Origin of the sequence: Orrella daihaiensis (assembly GCF_022811525.1) — a bacterium.
GTDB lineage: Bacteria > Pseudomonadota > Gammaproteobacteria > Burkholderiales > Burkholderiaceae_B > Algicoccus > Algicoccus daihaiensis.
The window spans coordinates 2041079-2061968 of the sequence record NZ_CP063982.1; the positions used below are offsets into that span (position 1 = coordinate 2041079).

The following is a 20890-nucleotide window of genomic DNA, read 5'->3' on the forward strand; positions in this document are numbered from 1 at the left end:
ACTCAAATCAACAGTGCTGTAGAAATCCTGCGTACCACGACTGAGTGAACCGAAGGCTGCCCGAAAGACAACAAATTACAATGCGGTATGAAAACGGTCATTCGATCTACCGCTGCACTGACCTCAGCCCACGCGGCAGGCTACCTCATTTCGTTGGCGGAAGTTCCCATCCTGGCGCGTGCGCTCGGTGCTAGCGCCTACGGTGAACTGGTATGGGTGCAGGCCACAGCACTGCTTGCATCGATCGTAGTGGACTACGGATTTAACCTGAGCGCTGCGCGTGAAATTGCAATACGCAAGAACGATCCGATTTTCCTGAAGAAGCTCTGTGGCGACGTGTTTCTTGCAAAACTTTTGATGTTAAGTCTGATTACCTTACCAATCTTGGCGGCCTATTGGATATTCACACCTGTGTCGGCGGGTATGGCAGCTGCAGGATTTTTGTATTTTGTAGGGTTCGGATTGACTCCATTTTGGTATTTCCAAGGCATGGAGCGCATGGGGCGAGCAGTGGCGATCGAAACAACTGCCCGCCTACTGGCTTTGTGCAGTCTGTTTTTATTTGTCAACTCACCGCAAGACAAAACGCTAGGATTAACTATCATGGCGGTAAGTTTTGCGATCTCTACTACGATAGCAATTGGCATGTGTCGATTCGAAGTGGGCAGTTTTAAAGGATCAATATCAGGTGCCATCGCCCAAATAAAAAGCAGCACCGCATTTTTTGTCTATAAAAGTAGTAACCAGATAATGACGACAGCCGCCACCACTGTACTTGGCATCGTCGCAGACAAAACAATCGTTGGCATCTTTGCACCGACCGAAAAGGTGGTGAAGGCTATTATCGGAATTCCTCTACCGATTTTTCAAGCCTTCTATCCTTATCTCTCGCGCCTGTTCGTAGAAAATCGATCGCAACAAAATCGTCAGGCATTGATATTGATAACACTCATCACGGCAGGAGGAATGGCAGCAGCCATCACTCTTTTCTTTATCGGCCCCAGTCTCATGCACTTGTTACTAGGACCGGGTTACGCTGCGGTAAACGAGTTACTAAGACTCATGGTGTGGCTCATACCACTTCGCCTACTCAATCAAACACTTGGCTTTGCCGTGCTACTGCCAGCTCATCTTGAACACAAAGCCGGCATAGCGACCCTTTGGTCATCAGCCATTGCTCTGGCATCAGGCACTTACTTCGCGAGCCTGTATAGTCCAACACAGGGTGCAACCGGCATGGTTCTGGGTTTACTGATCGGCGAACTGGTGTTAGTGGCTGCCCTGCTATGGTTGTGCAGGCATGGCTTGGTGTCCCGAATACAAACTTAAACCTCGATCGAAGTACAATTGACAAATAAATTGATAGTAACTGGTACGCCTTGGAGTCATCGATGGAAAGGCAAGCGGCAACACATCGCGCTAGCGTCGCATTCACGGCATAGCCTATCTAATAGGTAAGTTGCTTTAGTCATGCTCATCTGTTTATCAGTTGATTTTTTGTAAAAGTAGTTATGATGAATTAGGCTCACTAATGGCAACAATCATCTGAACATCTATTATTTGCAAGCACCCGACATATGAACTTTGCATAAAACCAGCTCATGTCAAACCCAAGCGAGCCCAATGATCCTGTGGCCAGTATCACGGTTTCCATCGTGAGTCATAAGCATGGCCAGCAAGTGGAAATGCTCGTCAAACAAGTTCTTGCGGATCCTTTAATCAGTCGCCTTGTTCTCACCTTGAACACAGAGGAGATGCTGAATCTACCCCAAGATGACCGGTTACTTTTGCTGCAAAATGCAACGCCAAAGGGATTTGGTACCAATCACAACCAAGCGTTTACGCATTGCGAAACACCCTACTTCTGTGTGTTGAATCCCGACATTGTGCTGCGAGATGATACGTTCACGCATCTGCTCGGGTGCCTAAACGAAACCAGAGCAGCTGTCGCTGGGCCCTTGGTACTCTCTCCGTTAGGCGAGCAGGAAGATAGCTGGCGGCGGTTCCCAACAATCTTTAGCTTGGTTTTAAAAGCGCTTGGTCATGACATGACGATCATGAAGCAAGCTGACAAGGAATTTCCGCTGTTTCCGGATTGGATCGCTGGCATGTGCATGTTGTTTGATTCGAAACACTACCAAGCAATCAACGGATTTGATGAGAGTCTGTTTCTTTACTACGAAGATGTTGATATCTGCGCACGACTCTGGCTCAAAAATCTAGCCGTTGTCGCTAGTTCGAAGGCAGTTGTTGTACATAACGCCCAGAGAGCCAGTCGACGAGAATGGCAGCACATGAAGTGGCATGCCAGGAGCATGGCGAAGTACCTCAGGCGCTACAGCCTAAGAATGCCCAAAGCCAATCGACACTTTGTAGCCGATCAATAGACAGCGGCAAAGCTAGTCGGTCGGCCCGAAATAGGCGTCACAGACTTCCTGTGGCGTCGCGTCCATTTTGATTTTGCCTTGTTCTAACCATAGAGCGCGATTGCAAATACTCATGGCCAGCTCTCGCGAATGGGTCGCTAGCACCAGAATACTAGTGGACTGAACCACTTCTTTCATTCTGGCTTCTGCCTTATGCTTGAAACCCTCATCCCCAACTGACAGCCATTCATCCATCAGTAATATTTCAGGACGCAGGGCAGTAGAGATCGTAAAGGCAAGTCGCATGTGCATGCCGGTCGAATAGGTTCTGACCGGCATTTCTATAAAATCACCAAGTCCGGAATATTCAACTATCTCCGGCGTTTTTTCTTTGATGTCAGCCGCACTCAGGCCAAGTAACCGACCACGGATGTAGATATTCTCTAATCCTGAGGCTTCAGGATCGATGCCTAGCGAGATATCGATCAGAGAACCTAGGTTGCCTTGTACGAGAGCGCTTCCGCTTGTTGGTGCGTACACGCCGCCTAAGACTCGCAGCAGGGTTGTCTTACCAGCCCCATTGTGTCCAAGCAACGCTACACGATCGCCATCTCGCATCTGAAAATCGAGTTTGTCTAACGCTCGAATTACCACGACACCGGCAGCATCAGCGCTTAACTGACCGCCAGTAGCCACTTGCATCAAGCGTTTTTTTAACGATCTACCCGTCGAGTTAAAAATAGGGAAGTCAACACAAACTCCCTGAAAATCAATTAAAGCCATATTCACTCGACTGTTAAGCCAATTAGTTACTTACTTCTTAGATGTCTTTGATTTTAACGTTAATCAACCAGCGTATTAGCGCGAGCCACACAATCGCGCTCGGACTGCATCGATCACCAAAACTGACAGCTGACTTCGACGGGCGTGTCCAAGCAGGTTGCCGGCCCAATCAAAGTTCAACTAGCCACCCTCTCAAAACGAGGCAAATCTATCCTACAGCCAGTAACTGATACGGCGCTTGTACCTTGCATAGACAATCAAGGTAAAGACCCAGCCAATTAGCGCCATACCAAGTGATACCAACCAGTTGGTCAGAGTCGGTGCAGTTCCAAGGATAGGTGCTCTGACGATCTCGATTAGGTGATAAAACGGATTGAGATCTAAAAAGACAAATTCGCGGCGACCCGATAATAGCGATGGCATCCAAATGATTGGCGTGACGTAAAAAGCGATTTGCAAAACACTCGCGACAATCTGGGACAGGTCTCGATACCGAGTGCACACAACACCAGCCAATAACGCTACCCAAGCCAATGTCAGCGAGCTCAAAACCAACCCTGGAATTGCAAGTAACGCCATTAAATCAAGCGGGCGTAGAAATAACAGGAAAATCAGAGGAATGATGACAACGTTGTGCGCGAGGATTACAAGATTGCGCCAAATGACACGCATAACATGCAAAAACATTGGCAAAGGCAGCTGCTTGATCACAGCATCGGAACTAATAAAGGCAGTACAGCCTTCATTGATCACCGTAGCGATATAGGTCCAGAGAATGATTCCCGTTGCCAGGAACGGCAAAAACTCTCGCATGGGTGTTTTAAAGATCCCACCAAATACAAGGCCGAGCGCTGCGATCAGTACGCCCATGCTGATCGTCAACCAAAATGGGCCTAACTTCGATCGTCTGTAGCGTTGCTTGACGTCTTGCCAGCCTAATGTGCCCGCTAGATCAGCTCGTTTAAGCGCGCTCAACACATCACGGATGGCCAGGTTGGAGGATGAATTCATGCTAAGCAACAAATCTCATATCAACATCTAAGTTGGGATTATTTCACAATTGCCAGTGGCTACATGAGTTCAAGCGCCGGCAGATATTTCTTTCAAGCCCAGCAAAGTCCGCCTCGCCGTTGTTTCCCAAGAGAACTGCTTTGCCCGCGCGATCCCCAACGCCGATAGACGGTCACGCAATGCCGGGTCTAGCAACAGCCTACTGAGACCTGCTTGAATACTGCTAACTGATAATGGCTCAACCAATACCGCCGCATCCTGGGCCACCTCCCGGGTGGCTGCGATATCGCTCGTCAATACTGGCGTTCCTGCCGCCATGGCCTCGATGACCGGTAAACCGAAACCTTCGTACAAAGACGGATATGCCAGAAAAGTGGCATGACGCAAGTACCAGGCAAGTTCGGTATCGCTCTTATGTCCCAAGAACTCCACCGATTCGTCACCACATTCGCGCAATCGATCAACCATCCAGCCTTTTGCACCAATGACCAATAACCGATACGATGCACGAGCTTCAGGGGCCAAATTACGCCATGCCTGTAGCAAGCGTTCAAGATTTTTACGTGGCTCAAGCGTCCCTATAAAGAGGACATAGGGTGACCATGGACTCCCGTCATCCAATTTGGTGACTGGGATATCACTAACAGATGACGCAGAGGGCAAATCGGTGGTGAACTTGCCTGCTGCCAATGGCGTCACCACTATCTTGTCACTGTTGCCAGGCAATAACAAATCAATATCCTTGGCTGTTGAATTCGAGACAGCGAATACGACACCCGCCCGTTTGATAGCCCTGCGAATCATGAAAGGAAAATAGATTCTCTTGATGGGCTCATGAACCCGGGGCAGTAACTCAAACGTCATATCATGGACGGTGACAGCCATCGGACATACCTTAAGCAATGGCAGGATAAATCCTGGCCCCCAATGCACATCCACATGATTTCGCCACAGATAGTACGGCAGCGCGGTTTGCTGCCACAGCATCCGAATAAGCTTTGAGTTCGACGCCATTTTGAATGAAAACGACTTACCCAGTGCAAGACACTCAAAGTGATGTTTGGCCGACGGCGCACAAAAAATAATGAATTCATGCTCTAAGTCAGCATCTTGATTCCACTGCGCCAGGATTTCCAGAAGGTACGTCACAGTGCCGGTTTTATAGGCACTGATTCCTGTGGCGTCAATGGTGATTTTCATAGCAAAGACCGAATCATCTGGGCCAGTTTTTGACCTTCCTTGGCCCAGGTAGACCCCAGGTCAACGGAATGCGCCACAGACAACACACCTGAGGAACCAAGATCGTTGGGCTGCAGCGTCTGCTGCAGCACTGCCTTGATACCGGCAACTGTCGGTTCGAAATAGCTTGCCTGCTGGCCGCCTGCCTCGCGAATTTCAGGCGTATCTGAAGCCAGCACATGCGCGCCGCATTTTAGTGCTTCAAGCACAGGGATTCCAAAACCCTCATAACGCGACGGAAAAATGAAAGCCTTCGCAGCACCGTACAAACCTGGCAAATCCTCATCGGGTACAAAACCAAGCTGCACAATGCGTACTGCACAAGATTTAGCGTACTCGATCACCTGCATCAGCTTTTTTGTTTTCCAGCCCATTTGCCCCACCAGGACTAGATCGGGCATTTCAATTTGGCGCTCGGTTTTCAGTCTCGCCATCGCCTCGATTAATGAATCAAGATTTTTTCGAGGCTCCAGGGTCGCTACAGCCAGGAAAAACGGTTCGTGCAGACCATACACACCTCTGACTCGTCTGACCTCCTCTAGGCTGGGCATTCTGAAATGCTGGCTCGCACAGGGATAAATCACTGCATCTGCCTGTTTTCCGTAGGTCTGAAATAGACGATCCTTGCTCCCCTGGGAAATGGTGATCAAACGATCAGCATTGTTCAAGGAATTACGAAAATACAAACTGTAAGCCAATCGATGCTTTAGCCCCATGGTTTCGGGGAACAGTTCGGGCACAAGATCCAGCACAGTCAGTAGACTTTTACAGTGGCCAGCGCGGCTTCTAAAGTCCCTAGGCAAGAAATTAGCACCACCCCAGAACACATCAATGCTATCTCGTTTAAGCAAAGAACCTACTCTCTCAGCGAACCAAATCGTAGGCGGCAAACGCGCATACAGCGGTGAGTGGTCACTGACTCGATGCCAGCGTTCATTGCGAACCGGCAAATCAAATGGACGATTGCCGTAAACAAAAAACTCAGCCTGAGGCAAACATACGTCTAAGGCACGACATAGTTCTAGCGCATAACGTCTAGTGCCTGCGAACTGAGCCTGAAATGGACGGGCATCGATACCAATTCGCATAGCCTAGGCGAGTCCAGATATGACGATAGCTTTATGCCTCACGGACTCTAGGCCTCCATCATCCACTTCAATGTGTCTGTCAAGCAGGGAGAATCCCAGTCTCCAATGATGGATAGCAACTTACTGGGGTCTCCGGACAACGTCTTCACATCGTTGGCACGAACAAAGTTGGGATTCAAACGGACCTCGATGGTTCGACCGCTAATGCGTTGAACAAGATCGAGCACATGGCGCAGTGAAATCGCTTTGCCGGAACAAATATTCACTATCTCGTTAATCGGCTTGGTCTGAAGCAAACGCCGATATGCCTTGGCAACAGCGCGTACATCGGTAAAGTCTCTAGACACATCAAGATTACCGAGCTCAATAAAACTCTCACCACGGCGAAAGTGATTCACAATCTTGGGCAAAAGAAATGATTCAGACTGCCCCACGCCAGTGTAGTTAAAGGGACGGGCAATCACGATGGGCAACTTATCACGCCACAGATTACTCATATATTCCATAGCGAGCTTGCTGACTGCGTAATCGTTGGCAGGATTGGGGGCAGACTTTTCATTTAAGACGCCTGCTGTCGCATTGCCATATATGTAAGCACTACTCGCGATTAAAACGCAATCGGGCGTTTTATCGCAATTCGCTAATGCAGACAACAGATTGCGAGTACCTACGATATTGACACGGTAGAAGGCATCCGCGTCACCATGCGCCACAAATGCAATGGCGGCTAGATGCACCACAACATCGGGACTGATATCCGACACAACATCATTTAGGCGGCTGTGATCAAGGAGGTTGACCTGCCTGTATCGTTGACTGCAGTCAGATTGTGCCTGCGATCCAATTCCCCAGACTTCCCAACCAGCCTGCTCTAATTCCTGAGCAACATACCGCCCTGTAAATCCATTAATGCCAGTGATTAATGCTCGTTTCATCACATGGACATTCAGAACGAAAAGCCACGTTCGTTGCGCTTTATGTCAGCTTCCACCATCATCTGGCACAACTGCTCAAGCGTAGTCTTAGGCTCCCACCCTAGATCAGTTTTAGCTTTTTCGGGGTTGCCAATTAGAAGATCCACTTCAGCAGGGCGATAAAACTTTGGGTTAATGCGCACCAGCGTACGTCCGGAAACCCGGTCAACACCAATTTCATTTTCCGCTTCGCCCTGCCACTGCAACTCAAAGCCAGCTGCCTGCGCAGCCATCGTCACAAAGTCACGTACTGTTTCGGTCCGGTTAGTTGCAAGCACGTATGTATCTGGCTTGTCTGCTTGCAACATTCGCCACATGCCCTCGACATACTCCTTGGCATACCCCCAGTCTCGCTTCGCATCGAGGTTACCGAGTTCGAGCACATCTAGTTTGCCTAGTTTGATCTTCGCAATGCCGTCAGATACCTTACGCGTCAAAAATTCTCTTCCACGCAATGGCGATTCATGATTAAACAAGATGCCACTGGCACCAAAAATGTTGTAGCTCTCCCGATAATTGACGGTCATCCAATGTGCATAGAGTTTGGCGGCACCGTATGGACTGCGGGGATAAAACGGCGTCGATTCAACCTGCGGAACCGCCTGCACCTTGCCAAACATCTCCGAAGTGCTCGCCTGATAAAACCGAATTTGAGGATTCACAATTCGAATGGCTTCAAGCAGGTTAACGGGCCCAATGCCAGTAATATCTGCCGTCGTAATCGGTTGCTCAAAAGAGACCCCCACAAAACTCTGGGCAGCAAGGTTGTAGACCTCCACAGCCTTAGAGAGCTCAAGCAGCCGAATACTCGATGACAGGTCAGTCAAATCGTACTCAACTAGATGTAACTGTGGATGATTCTCTAGACCTAGCTCCTCGATACGCCACAAATTGACTGAACTAGTGCGTCGAAACGTTCCGTAAACCCTATAACCGGCATCAAGCAGAAACTTTGCCAGATACGCACCATCCTGACCGGTGATACCAGTAACTACAGCAGTTTTCATGAAAATCCTTTAGATACAAAACGAGAGCCATCAGCGCAATATTCGAGTAATTTGTCTATTGAACGTAGACTGATTTGCCGAACTCAACTTACCAACGAGCAATCCGCAACCTATCCGGAATAAGTGTGCCAACGAACTTCTAAATGGCGGATTGATTGAATATGAGGTCCAGACAAGACCCACTACAAACAAAATGCTTCAGCAACCCGTCGCATCCTGTCTGAAATTGATTGCTACAAACGTCAGGCTCTATCCACTAAGCCTTAGTTTACTGCATTAGATCCAGCCGGGCTTATGCACGAGCCTGCCTTTCATGCTCAGGGGAACACCCGTCGACAGACCCCGCGCCCAGGTTCGCCACGGAACAGGTAGTCAGCATTTCGTAAGCCCCTGTAACCAAAGCGCCGTTAAAATCGAGTTTTATCCCCGATCAACTTTGGAAACAAGCATGTCTCTCAATAACGTCACGCCGGGCGACAAAGCCCCTGAAGTCGTCAATGTCATCATCGAAATTCCGATGGCGTCAGACCCCATCAAATATGAAGTGGACAAGGAAACTGGTGCCTTATTTGTTGACCGTTTCGTTGGGACTGCAATGCATTACCCCACCAACTATGGTTATGTCCCACAGACAATTGCCGGCGATGGTGACCCCGTTGATGTGCTGGTGCTCACTCCCTTTCCCGTTGTGGCGGGCGCTGTCATCGCATGCAGACCTATTGGCATCTTGAACATGGAAGATGAGAGTGGTCTTGATGGCAAAGTCCTGGCAGTACCCACCACAAAAATCCTGCCACTCTACAACCACATCAACAAGCCTGAAGATCTAAACCCGGCGCAGCTGAAAATCATCGCCCACTTCTTTGAGCACTACAAAGACCTGGAAGAAGGTAAATGGGTCAAAGTACTGGGTTGGGCTGGCAAAGATGAAGCCATCAAAGAAATTATGGATGGCATCGCCAACTATAAAAAAGGCTAACGACGGCCCTGACGCTAATTAGCACACTGGGCGGACGATCAATATCCGCCCGACATTTTTATGCAAAGGGCGAGCCCTGTCGATTATTTCGCTGGCTGCTTTTGAAGTAATCAGACACGCGTTTACGCATCTGTCTTTTGAGTTTTTGCTTGAACCTGATCATCAATAGACTCAAAAGCACCCATCGACAGAGGTATCGGAGCACTGTCGAAGAACTCATCGTAGTCGGTTTTGGCTGTCTGGTTAGCACCAGGTCCATCATCTGACCGTGAGGCGAATTGAACCTCATCGGCATCCTGTTCCCCATACACATCGAGACCCTCACCATGAGGCACGACAGGATCAGCCTCTGTATTGGCAGCAGGTAGCACGACATCCTGCGCCAGCGTTGGCAATGCGGCACTGACAGCCGTGGCCAAGCGCCAATGCTGAGCTGCCCTTTGTGGCTGGCCAATTCTGTCAAATAGACTCCCCAACAGCGCATGCACCCGTGCATCCTTTCTTAACTTTGCGCTGCGTTCGAGATATCTTTGAGCCTGCCCCCACATCTGGGCGGCCAGACACAAAGCGCCAAGTGTCGTGAGCAGATCTGCAATATTGGTAGAAGGCGTTTGCTTATTAGCAATGGCTGCCTGGCGATCCTCGAGCCATTGTTCAGCCTTTTGCAACCGCGGAGTGACCTGTTCGGGCTCAGCCCGTGCGTAAGCAGCTAAAAGCCTGGGGTCAAGCGGTTTATCTTTCTGCGACTTGTCATTATTTCCTGTCAGCGCCGCTTCCAGGACCTTGGTGGCTTCTTTGTAATTGCCTTCATGTTGAAATGCCTGCGATGCCGCCAATGCCACCTCCGGCAAAATCCGCTCTTCAGCTTTGAGCTGCTTCCAGCAAGTTTCCCAAGCACGATCCTGTTGTCCGGCTTGTACGCTGGCACTATCGTCCTGTCCGGTCTGAGTGCCAGCATCAGTACTTTGCCTGATCAAGGCCGCGGCAGCAGACTCAATCAATCTATCTGCTTCAACCTGATCGATTGCTTCTTTACGCTTTAATGCTCGAGCTAATTCCAACACCTTGGCGTGGTGATTTGTCTGTTGATAGACCTTGAGCAATAATCGCATGGTGTGCAGATGTCGCATGGGCTGCACATGGTCCAACTGCAATGCTGCCAAGGCCTCCTGGGCTCTACCTTGCTGCAGCCACAGGTCAGCGGCAGCAGCCGCCACTGCGGTATTTAACTCAACGTCAGCAACTTGTCCGACAGCAACGGTCTGTGCCTGCATCAGTAATTCGTCCTGACGCTTGAATTGTCCTACCTCGTGCGCCGCCCTCGCGGCACTAAGCATGGCAAGCACTTGACGACGTTTGTCAGCTGACTTGCCAGACAAGCGGGTAAGCATCTTTTCAGCATGCGTGTAACGCCCCTCCAAAAGGGCAGTCCACCCTTGTTCTAGCAAAGACTGTTCACGCTTTTCTTGTCGTTGACCTTGCCAGTGGCGAAATCGCTCTGGCGTTTTAACCAACCAGGTCACCAATCGCAGCAGTAGATATAGTCCTACGAACGAGGTGACCACCACCAAAATAGCGAAAGCCAAGGAGACCTGTACACGCCACTGATCAACAATAATCAGCACGTTTCCTGGGAAGCGATGAATCACAAACGCCAGCAAAACCGCCAATGACACCAACAAAACAGTCCAGAACCAAGTGCGCATGATCAATTCCCCTGCTGACTGGTGGTAGGCGTATTGGTTGGCGACGAAGTCACAGGCTCAACGGTCGATATCGAAGGTGCTGACGTGTTACTCGGATTTGTCTGCGTTTTGACGGGTGTGTCCGTGATGACGCCGTCCCCTACAGCACCACCACCTTGGGTTTGGGCAGTTTGAGCAGTGGTGAGAGCCCGCTCAGCCGATGCGAGGGCGCTCAATGTCTCACTGATCTGCGGCACGTCGGCACCCACGGGCGCATCTAGCAGCTCATCCAATAGATTTAAGGCCGCCTTGGTGTCTAGAGCCTGATTGTCATAGCGAGTATTCAAAAGCGAACGCACCTGCGTCAGTTCTGAACGCCAAATCTCTGTCTGACGAGTCATGAGTGCAAGTTGCGCACTCAACAGCATGGCACGTATGTTGGCTTTGAGTTCGATCGCCTGCTCCTCCGACAGCAGCAAAGCCTGCGGATCATCCGCCTTGCGAATGCTCATGACATCAGCGAATTCACGCACCAACACAGATGAAGCATCCGATGTCCATTGTGCGATAGCGCTAGACGCTTGATTCCAAGTCGCCCAGGCTGGCCACCACGACCCTGAAGCGGGTGCATCACTCTGGGTTGATGTCGTCACAGGCCTACTTTCCTGCGCAGCAGGCGCTTTACTTTCAACGGATGCGCCGGCAGTGTTACCAATCATTGCGCCGGCAGGACTTAGCAAAGGCGCTTTGCCCGTCAGCTCTATGAGGCTGTCAAGTCTGACCGATAGCGTAGCGACACTGACTTGGGGAACAGACTGTAAGCGAGCCAGATCGGAGATAACGGCCTGTTGCAGACGTTTGAGCGCTGGCGTACTCTGGGTATTGAGCATGGCGTTAACCGAGGACAGAATCGAGACAGCGCTATTGACGTTCCCAAACAAAGCCAGCTCTTGGTCAGCCATGGTGATAAGGCGCTTGAGGTCATTAAGCAACAAGGTCTGGTCCAGGCCTTCATTGGCTGCCTCCCAGGCTTGTTGCAATGTTTTGAGCTCGGCGCTCACCACGGCGAGCTCACGGCTTAGCTGATCCACCGATTGACGCTCAGAGGTGGCAATCGCCATGGCCTGTTTGGCTGTCTCGTTTGCAGCAGTGGTCAATTGTTCGGATTGCTGCAACCGACTGGCGACTTCTTTGGCGACGACTTCGAAACGCTGTTGTTGCCACCACACCCCCGCACCAAGCCCGAGCACGATGATCAGCAGCCCCAAGGTGAAACCTGTCCGAATCCCATTATTTTTTTTAGAGGCCGGCACAGACCTGCCAGCCGCCGCAGCCGCTGCGCCAGTCCCCTCCTGGGGGCTGTCTTGCTTGCTATCGGTTTTGTTCTCGCTTTTGCTGTTCATGGTACCCGCTTGATCTAGGATTTCAGTTTATAGCTGTGTTGTTTGGCGTTTCTGTCATGCTCAAGGCATGAAGTGGCGGATTCATATCGCCTTATGAACCCGATTGTAGACCGCGACTGGTCAAAAGCCTACGCAGGTCTGGCATACAACAATATAAGTGATTCGGTGATTTACCGTCGAACTGCCATCGCTTGAGCCCTTTGTGTCAGCCTGTATCCACAATACGTGTTGCGATGAATGACGTCGGATCGCCTTGCCTGAAAAACCCAATAAAACCCATTAAAAACAGCGACATACAAACCAAGCGCGTAGTCAGTTCATTAGACAGACTTGGCTAGGCCACTAGTATCCCACTGATAATTGACTCATCATCGGGTGCAACGACCACAATCGGTGTCTGATCCACGATAAGCGCATGGTCAGTAGGACCCCTTTGAGGTGGCTCCCAGTGCGCGAGCCACTGGCGCACTGGACTGACAAGTCGATCATGGATAACCACCACCCGCTCAGGCTTAAAGCCCGGCTTACCCAAGAAACCGTGAAGCTGGTACTGAGACCGTATCGCTGCTAGTCCTTGGGCACTGGTAATAAGCCATATCCCAGCATTAGAGACCACGTCGGTGTCTTCTGGGCTGGTAAATCGATGTGTCGATTCACGATTCCAGCCGCTCGCCCATCGCGTTAGCACCTGAATTTGATCTTCGTCCCAACAAGCGGGCTCGCGTTGATAAACCGAAAGGCAACTAACTGATATTCCATGCTCTGTCAGCGTCTCTAACAACCAATCACGGCCAGTTTGACCGCGAACAATTAAAACTTTTTTACCTGGACCCAATATTGGTTTTAAGAGGGTCCAAAGACCTTCCGAGTCAGCGGATAGACCTTCTGATGGATAAACAATCGTACTAAGCGGTAAATTGAGATCATCGGCAATCTGTTTTGCTGTTGCGACACCGACGCAAGCAACAATCAGCTGTCGCGCTGAGATCAATGATGCCACGCGTTTTATCCATGATGGTTGCTGCGTCTCTACAGCATTAATCACCGGGGATGGATTTTTACTCGAATTGCCTTCGAACTGACCAGAGAGATAGAAGCGGCAATAGTTTTGCCATGCGCTCCTACTCACAAAAATTAGTGCATCAAACTGTTCTGGCCGCCAATTCTGGATATCTTCCTGGACAGCACCTCGAGTCGGTGAGACGTGGTTCGGTGTACTTGTGGCACTTGAAGGCAGGTGTTGTGGATGTCTGGGGGATATGGTGAGCGCTGGCAATTCCAGCACCTCACAGCCCTGCTGTCTCAAGTTTTTTACAAGTGATTTTTGCCTTTCGGTCGGCCGAGTCAGCACAACGCGTTTTACGTGTTGATTGAGTGCGGCAGATTCACGTGACCCACCGCTGGCACTCATGGTTGACGTTTTTTTGTTGCCTGGAGCCGCGCGCTTTGTTGGGTCTGCAGCCATGAACAGTCATCAATGATCAAGTTGAGCGAGCAGCTTGTCAGCACCTTGGTCCAGCAATGCTTGCGCCACTTTTGCCCCTAACTCTTCTGGAGCGTCAGCGTCAGAGATCGGGCCTCTGGCATTGGCTCTTAGAATTGTCTGACCATCAGGCGTCGCAACCAAAGCATAAACCGTGAGTTGATCGTTAATCAGTTGGGCGTGCGCTGCCAACGGGGTAGAACAAGAACCACCAAGGACTCGGGAGACGGTCCTCTCCGCTTGCGCAATTGCGGTGCTTCGCATGCACGCCAACGGCTGCATCAACCTAGACATTTCAGGCCGCGATTTCAGCACTTCAATACCTAGTGCACCCTGACCTGCAGCAGGCAAAGATTGTTCAAGCGGAATAATGGTTCGTATACGATCCGATAGTTCCAGACGCTGCAATCCCACTGCTGCAAGAATGATCGCGTCGAACTCGCCATCGTCAAGTTTCTTTAATCTGGTGTCCAGATTACCTCTGAGGGGTTTCACCACAATGTCAGGCCGTTGGGCCCTGAGCTGGCACTCGCGCCTAAGACTACTGGTGCCAATGATCGCTCCTACGGGTAACTCTTGAAGGTTAGCGTATTTGGACGAGACCCAGGCATCTCGACTCTCCGCTCTTGGCAAAATAGCGGCAAGCTCAAACAATGGCGGCATATCAACTGGCACATCCTTGAGTGAATGTACCGCGAGGTCTGCACGGCCATCGATCAAAGCGTTCTCAAGCTCTTTGATAAATAGCCCCTTGCCGCCAACCTTTTGCAAACTGCGATCAAGGATCTCATCACCCCGGGTGCTTAGCTTTAACAAACTCACTTCTGTTTGTGGATACTGAGCCTGCAGCAAGGCTTGCACATGCTCTGCCTGCCACAGCGCAAGACGGCTCGCGCGAGTAGCGATCACCAGACGATCGGGGATAGATAAGGCCATAAGTAATTTCAGCGAGTATGTCTCGTTTTTAAAAGAGGCTGGTTACATGTGCTTGCCGCTGTCTTTCAAGCGTGATTGTCACACTCAACACCAAGAACTGACCAAGCTAGAAAACTAGCGTAGGTAATTCAGAATAACGGTTAACACAATTCCGGCAACAGCAGCCACAGCAAGCCACTGCAAAATGGTGAGTTCATGCTTGGAGGGTTTTTCTGACATGATTGAAACGTTCCTATTCTATTGTCCACAACCGCCACCAGACGCAGTTGGTTAAAACAGTTGTTAAAGCGACACCCTGTAGTGCCATACCCAATTCACAAGGGTTACTGGCATTGCGCTTTACGACCAGCCCAATAACGACCGATGATGATGGCTGCCATGGCACCTACGATCTGAGCTAGCAGTTTAGCAAGGGATGAGAGTTCTCCAAATTGATTCAGAACAAGATTGTCTGTCACAATCATGCCACCGGCGATCCAACCCAGAAGTCCGACGCCGGCAAGCACCAGTATCGGGAAACTTTCCAGTAGCTTGAGCACCAGGCTGCTAGCCAAGATCATAATAGGCACGCTGATCAAAAGGCCAATCACGACGATGGCAAATTGCGCTTGCGAAGAGCTCGCTTGCATACCCGCATGAACTGCACCTGAAATCGCAAGTACATTGTCTAGGCTCATCACAAAATCAGCCACCACTATGGTTTTGACGGCCCCCAATAATGAGGCGTTGGCGACGACTCCGGTGACAGATCGGGTGTGATCCGGTTCTGGCTTTTGTAGAAGGCGTATGGCTATCCAAAACAGCAAAACGCCACCAATAACCCTCAATCCAGGCACCGTCAAAAGACTGAGCGCCACAAAAATGAGCAACATCCGTAAGCTGATGGCGCCTAATGTGCCCCAGACGATACCTTGCTGCCGACGCGCCGGATCAAGGTGACGACAAGCCAATGCAATGACCACTGCATTATCTGCACTCAAAAGCAAATCGATCAGTATGATATGAATCACCACAATCAAACTGATGTTTTGCAGGAGGTCTATCGGGTCCACGACGGTTCCGGATGGTAACTAAACCCCACCATCGTAAACCATCTAGCAACACCCGTGCGCACATGATGATTGCTGCGCAACCCTGGTCACGAAACCTACATCTCAGTCGACCTGCATACGACGTCGGATATCTCACCCACCGCCAAAGCAGTGACAAATAAAAACGAGCCTGCACGCAATTGCACAGGCTCGAGTGATCGGTTTCAAAGAGCTGATCTGAACGTCTACTGCAGGATGAACGACGTCATAACCAAGCCCCGATGTGATCAGGTAACCAGACTGTCAAGCTTACAGCACTGACTTGAGTAACTGCCCCATCTCAGAAGGATTGCGCGTCGTTTTAATTCCGCAGGCTTCCATGATTTCGAGTTTGGCGTCCGCAGTGTCTTCCCCACCAGATATCAAGGCACCGGCATGACCCATGCGCTTGCCTGCTGGAGCCGTCACACCGGCAATAAAACCGACGACGGGCTTGGTCATATTGTCCTTAGCCCAACGCGCGGCATTAACCTCATCTGGCCCACCGATTTCGCCAATCATGATGACTGCGTCTGTGTCAGGGTCGTCATTAAACATCTTGAGGATGTCAATGTGCTTCAACCCATTGATCGGGTCACCGCCAATACCTACTGCACTGGACTGACCCAGACCAAGTTCGGTGACTTGCGCCACGGCCTCGTATGTCAAAGTACCCGAGCGACTCACGATTCCAATGCGACCTTTACGGTGGATATGGCCAGGCATAATCCCAATCTTGATTTCATCTGGCGTGATCAATCCGGGGCAATTGGGACCCAATAGAAGTGTTTTGCTATGGGTCTGTGCCATTTTGCTTTTAACTTCAAGCATATCCCGCACCGGGATGCCTTCGGTAATGCATATCACCAAATCAAGTTCAGCCTCCACAGCCTCCAAAATAGCCGCCGCCGCTCCGGCCGGTGGTACATAGATCACCGACACGGTGGCGCCTGTAGACTTTTTGGCGTCAGCAACATTCGCATAAATTGGAATACCCTCAAAGTCTTCGCCAGCACGCTTGGGGTTCACACCCGCAACGAAGGCTGCTTGACCATTGGCGTACTCGCGGCACATGCGGGTATGAAACTGACCGGTCTTGCCGGTGATGCCTTGTGTAATGACTTTAGTGTCTTTATTAATCAGAATCGACATGTGAAATCCTTTGGTAACCCTTTCGCAAGTTCGTGTGGCTGGCTTATTTGACGGCTGCAACTACTTTGGTAGCGGCCTCAGCCATGGTGTCAGCGCTGATGATAGGTAGGCCCGAATCAGCGAGCATCTGCTTGCCGAGCTCTTCATTGGTGCCTTTCATACGCACCACCAGCGGCACATTCAGATTGACAGCCTTGCAGGCGGCAATCACGCCCTCGGCGATGACATCGCAGCGCATAATACCGCCGAAGATATTCACCAAAATCGCTTTGACGTCCTTATTGGACAACATGATCTTGAAAGCTTCGGTGACCTTCTCGGCTGTTGCACCACCACCCACGTCAAGGAAGTTGGCCGGCTCGCCACCGAACAACTTGATGGTATCCATAGTTGCCATCGCCAGTCCGGCACCATTGACCAGGCAACCGATATTGCCATCGAGCTGAATGTAGGCCAGATCATATTTACTGGCTTCGATCTCAGCAGGATCTTCTTCGTCAAGATCACGGAACTCGACAATCTCCGGGTGACGGAACAAGGCGTTGCTATCAAAATTAAACTTCGCGTCAAGCGCGATAATGTCGCCCGAACCAGTCAAGATAAGTGGATTAATCTCTGCCAGTGACGCGTCGGTATCCCAGTACGCTTGATACAGCTTCTGGAACTCAGCAGCAGCCTTGGGAACCGAGGTCTGTGGCACGCCAATGCCCAAAGCGAGCTCTTCAGCCTCTTCTTGAGTGAAGCCCTTGGCAGGGTCAACAAATACTTTGAGGATCTTCTCTGGCGTCTTGGCAGCAACTTCTTCGACATCCATACCACCTTCGCTCGATGCCATTACACAGACACGTTGCGATGCACGATCGGTGACGATACCGACGTAGTATTCCTTTTGAATGTCAGCACCTTCTTCGATTAGCAACCGCTTTACTTTTTGCCCGTCAGGTCCTGTCTGGTGAGTAACAAGCTGCATGCCAAGGATTTCACTAGCCAACTGTCGCACTTCTTCAATTGACCTGGCTAGCTTCACGCCCCCGCCTTTACCCCGACCACCGGCATGGATCTGAGCTTTGACCACCCAAACCGGACCACCGAGTTTTTCTGCGGCAGTGACTGCCTCGTCAACGCTAAATGCCGGGATGCCATGCGGCACGGTCACGCCAAATTTTCGCAACAGTTCCTTGCCTTGATATTCGTGAATTTTCATGTGAAACCTGTGTCTGTCAGTTGGTCAATGAATCAAGAACTACATTAAAAATCTTTACAGTCGCTCGCCCTGCCTAAACTGCATGAGCAAACCCTGCATATCTCTAATTCGACGCTGCCTCGCGGTGTTTCTCATACCACTGAGGGTAAAACTCTTGTACGACGGGGCCGTCCAAACGTAACGCGTGACAGCCTTCAAGCTGGAATGGTTTTTTAGGTGTGCCACTGATAGCTTCTTGAGCTTTACGACGCTTGGCTGCCATAGTCTGCATCGCCACTGTTGGTAGCAAGCCAGCAAGTTCATTTAAATGGGTACAACCGGCAATACGTCCAAATCGCTCCCTCATCTGCTGACGGAAGTTTTTCAACAGGCTCATGCCAACCATGTCGCCATAATCGGGCGCGATACAGGAACAAGCCTCACTATAGGGCGCAGCGTCATAAGCCGCCTGTGCCTGCCTGATAACGAGGTCGCTATCGATCGTGATGCGTATGTGCATGTGGTGAAACGGTTGACCTGCGTGCTGAACTTCACCAGAACGTTTGGTGTAGTCATATGACTTGCTGTCAATCAGTTCGGCCTCAATGTCCCAAAGCCCATCATCACGCTCGTAAGAGTGCGCGTGAATTATCCGATTGTGCAACGGCTTTCTTGAGCAATCAGGTGGAGATAAGGGCATGGCATTAACTGGTAAGACTAAGCCATGGAGTATAGCGCGTAAGCGCGACTGCCCGCTGACACCGATCTGACGTAACTATAGATGGAAACCATAAGGGGCGAATAAACCACATCAGTTCACATACTGAAATGTGCCGCTAGAGCGAGTGCGTTGCCTGCTGTTAATTCTGCTGTGCAGCCTTAACCCTAACCCTCTAGGTCTTCTGTATCGAGAACACGCCAGATCACGCCGGCATCAAACCCCCGACTGGCCAAAAATCTGGCTTGCCGAGCTTTTTCTTTTGGGTCGGGGGAAAGACCAACTTTGCCGAACTTCTTGCGCCAGACTGTACGGGCTCTGTCAAGTTCAGTGAGTTTAAGTTGTCCCATCGCTTGGTTGATTAACTCAGGATCTACACCTTTTTGGCGAAGGCCCTGAGCTATTAATGCACTACCCTGCTTGCTTGACTTCAAGCGCTGAAACGACTCCACAAAACGGGTATCAGACTGCCAACCCTCGCGCTCAAGGTCATCAAGCACCGCCTCAATGTCTGCAGCGTCCTCCGTGTAAGAGGCAAGCTTTCGTGCAAGTTCAGTTCGGGTATGCTCGCGCACCGACAGCCAGCGAACCGCTTTTGCTTTGAGCCCTGCACGAGGCAAGGGCTCAAACTCTTCAGGTTTATTACTCTGACGCATCCGGGGTTGCTTTGTCGGCCGTCTTATCTTGGCCTTGCAATACAGCACCCTCGCGCGGCTTCACCCCAAAATGCTCGCGCACCCGGTTCTCAATCTCGATGGCCATCTCGGGGTGCTCTCTCAGATACTCTCGAACGTTATCCTTGCCCTGACCAATTCGATTACCGTTGTAACTGAACCAAGAGCCTGATTTATCAACAATGTTGGCTGCGACGCCTAGATCAATGATCTCGCCTTCGCGTGAAATACCGGCCCCATACATGATGTCGAACTCGGCTTGTTTAAAAGGCGGGGCAACTTTATTTTTTACAACTTTTACCCGGGTCTCATTACCCACTACCTCGTCGCCTTTTTTGATAGCGCCAATACGACGAATATCGAGACGCACAGAAGAGTAAAACTTTAGTGCATTGCCACCCGTGGTGGTCTCGGGGTTACCAAACATGACACCGATTTTCATTCGAATCTGGTTGATAAAGATCACCATGCAATTGGTACGTTTGATGGTCGCGGTAAGCTTGCGCAGCGCCTGACTCATTAACCGTGCCTGTAAACCAGGCAAGGAATCACCCATTTCGCCCTCAATTTCAGCTTTGGGGACCAACGCAGCAACCGAGTCGATGACGATCAAGTCAACCGAGCCTGAACGCACCAAGGCATCGGCAATTTCGAGCGCCTGCTCACCGGTATCAGGTTGCGAGATTAAAAGGTCGGTCAGGTTAACGCCCAAATGCGAGGCATACTGAACATCCAAAGCATGTTCAGCGTCAATAAAGGCGCAGGTGCCACCAATTTTTTGCATTTCCGCAATCACCTGCAAGGTCAGAGTCGTCTTACCCGATGACTCAGGGCCGTAGATTTCTACGACTCGACCCCGGGGCAACCCGCCAACACCCAATGCAATGTCCAGTCCCAAGGATCCCGTGGACACGACCCGAATGTCATGCTCGACCTCGTTGTCGCCATAGCGCATCACCGAACCTTTGCCAAACTGCTTCTCGATCTGCGAGAGCGCAGCCGCCAAGGCCTTGGCTTTTTCAGAAGCGGCTTGCTTGCTTACTTTGTCGTCCATGTTGTTCCTTGCTGTAAAAAAGTTGCTTCAGATTACTGTCTGACGGTTCTTGTTGGTTAGCCAGGCAGCTATGCCGAGCATTATC

General features: G+C 50.6%; 19 protein-coding genes. 3 read left to right on the forward strand and 16 right to left on the reverse strand.

Annotated elements, in window-relative coordinates:
- Positions 1-87: 87 nt before the first annotated feature.
- Both DHf2319_RS09450 and DHf2319_RS09455 read left to right on the forward strand, forming a co-directional pair.
- Positions 88-1329, forward strand: a complete 1242-nt coding sequence (locus DHf2319_RS09450; protein ID WP_243477969.1) for an oligosaccharide flippase family protein — start codon at positions 88-90, stop codon at positions 1327-1329.
- 272 nt (positions 1330-1601) lie between these two features.
- A complete protein-coding gene (locus tag DHf2319_RS09455; protein ID WP_243477971.1) occupies positions 1602-2387 on the forward strand; it encodes a glycosyltransferase family 2 protein in 786 nt (261 codons plus the stop codon).
- 12 nt (positions 2388-2399) lie between these two features.
- On the opposite strand, the gene DHf2319_RS09460 is transcribed toward DHf2319_RS09455, so the two are convergent.
- The 6 genes from DHf2319_RS09460 to gmd all read right to left on the reverse strand — a co-directional run bounded on the left by DHf2319_RS09460 (position 2400) and on the right by gmd (position 8468).
- Entirely contained in the window at positions 2400-3149 is a 750-nt protein-coding gene (locus tag DHf2319_RS09460; RefSeq protein WP_243477972.1) for an ABC transporter ATP-binding protein, read from the reverse strand.
- Positions 3150-3362: 213 nt separating this feature from the next.
- Positions 3363-4160, reverse strand: coding sequence for an ABC transporter permease (locus DHf2319_RS09465; RefSeq protein ID WP_243477973.1), 798 nt, complete (start codon positions 4158-4160; stop codon positions 3363-3365).
- A gap of 69 nt (positions 4161-4229) precedes the next feature.
- Complete coding sequence (locus DHf2319_RS09470; RefSeq protein ID WP_243477974.1) at positions 4230-5360, reverse strand: glycosyltransferase family 4 protein; 1131 nt, start codon at positions 5358-5360, stop codon at positions 4230-4232.
- Positions 5357-6487, reverse strand: coding sequence for a glycosyltransferase family 4 protein (locus DHf2319_RS09475; protein WP_243477975.1), 1131 nt, complete (start codon positions 6485-6487; stop codon positions 5357-5359). The genes DHf2319_RS09470 and DHf2319_RS09475 overlap by 4 nt, the downstream gene beginning before the upstream one ends.
- A 47-nt stretch (positions 6488-6534) precedes the next feature.
- Positions 6535-7422: an NAD-dependent epimerase/dehydratase family protein gene (locus DHf2319_RS09480; protein WP_243477976.1), complete on the reverse strand. Its 888-nt coding sequence runs from the start codon at positions 7420-7422 to the stop codon at positions 6535-6537.
- 11 nt (positions 7423-7433) lie between these two features.
- A complete protein-coding gene (gene gmd, locus DHf2319_RS09485; protein WP_243477977.1) occupies positions 7434-8468 on the reverse strand; it encodes a GDP-mannose 4,6-dehydratase in 1035 nt (344 codons plus the stop codon).
- Positions 8469-8916: 448 nt separating this feature from the next.
- Here gmd and ppa point away from each other — a divergent pair, with 448 nt between their 5' ends.
- A complete protein-coding gene (gene ppa, locus DHf2319_RS09490) occupies positions 8917-9447 on the forward strand; it encodes an inorganic diphosphatase (protein ID WP_243477978.1) in 531 nt (176 codons plus the stop codon).
- Positions 9448-9569: 122 nt separating this feature from the next.
- Here ppa and DHf2319_RS09495 read toward each other — a convergent pair whose 3' ends face one another.
- The 10 genes from DHf2319_RS09495 to recA form a co-directional block, all read right to left on the reverse strand.
- Positions 9570-11153, reverse strand: a complete 1584-nt coding sequence (locus tag DHf2319_RS09495) for a heme biosynthesis HemY N-terminal domain-containing protein (RefSeq protein WP_243477979.1) — start codon at positions 11151-11153, stop codon at positions 9570-9572.
- A 2-nt stretch (positions 11154-11155) separates the two neighbouring features.
- On the reverse strand, positions 11156-12535 hold the full coding sequence (locus DHf2319_RS09500; RefSeq protein ID WP_243477980.1) for a uroporphyrinogen-III C-methyltransferase: 1380 nt from the start codon (positions 12533-12535) through the stop codon (positions 11156-11158).
- A gap of 334 nt (positions 12536-12869) precedes the next feature.
- Positions 12870-14000 (reverse strand): uroporphyrinogen-III synthase, encoded by a 1131-nt coding sequence (locus DHf2319_RS09505; protein WP_243477981.1) that lies wholly within the window; start codon positions 13998-14000, stop codon positions 12870-12872.
- A 9-nt stretch (positions 14001-14009) separates the two neighbouring features.
- The gene (hemC, locus tag DHf2319_RS09510; protein WP_243477982.1) at positions 14010-14954 is read right to left on the reverse strand and encodes a hydroxymethylbilane synthase; all 945 of its coding nucleotides are present in this window, start codon (positions 14952-14954) and stop codon (positions 14010-14012) included.
- Positions 14955-15277: 323 nt separating this feature from the next.
- A complete protein-coding gene (locus tag DHf2319_RS09515) occupies positions 15278-16006 on the reverse strand; it encodes a TerC family protein (protein WP_369810177.1) in 729 nt (242 codons plus the stop codon).
- 288 nt (positions 16007-16294) lie between these two features.
- Positions 16295-17176 carry a succinate--CoA ligase subunit alpha gene (gene sucD, locus DHf2319_RS09520; protein WP_243477983.1) on the reverse strand — a complete coding sequence of 294 codons (882 nt, stop codon included), beginning with the start codon at positions 17174-17176 and terminating at the stop codon, positions 16295-16297.
- 43 nt (positions 17177-17219) lie between these two features.
- On the reverse strand, positions 17220-18380 hold the full coding sequence (sucC, locus tag DHf2319_RS09525; protein ID WP_243477984.1) for an ADP-forming succinate--CoA ligase subunit beta: 1161 nt from the start codon (positions 18378-18380) through the stop codon (positions 17220-17222).
- Positions 18381-18483: 103 nt separating this feature from the next.
- Positions 18484-19059 carry a DUF2889 domain-containing protein gene (locus DHf2319_RS09530; RefSeq protein ID WP_243477985.1) on the reverse strand — a complete coding sequence of 192 codons (576 nt, stop codon included), beginning with the start codon at positions 19057-19059 and terminating at the stop codon, positions 18484-18486.
- 185 nt (positions 19060-19244) lie between these two features.
- The gene (gene recX / locus DHf2319_RS09535) at positions 19245-19733 is read right to left on the reverse strand and encodes a recombination regulator RecX (protein ID WP_243477986.1); all 489 of its coding nucleotides are present in this window, start codon (positions 19731-19733) and stop codon (positions 19245-19247) included.
- Positions 19720-20805 carry a recombinase RecA gene (gene recA / locus DHf2319_RS09540; RefSeq protein WP_243477987.1) on the reverse strand — a complete coding sequence of 362 codons (1086 nt, stop codon included), beginning with the start codon at positions 20803-20805 and terminating at the stop codon, positions 19720-19722. The genes recX and recA overlap by 14 nt, the downstream gene beginning before the upstream one ends.
- Positions 20806-20890 lie beyond the last annotated feature (85 nt).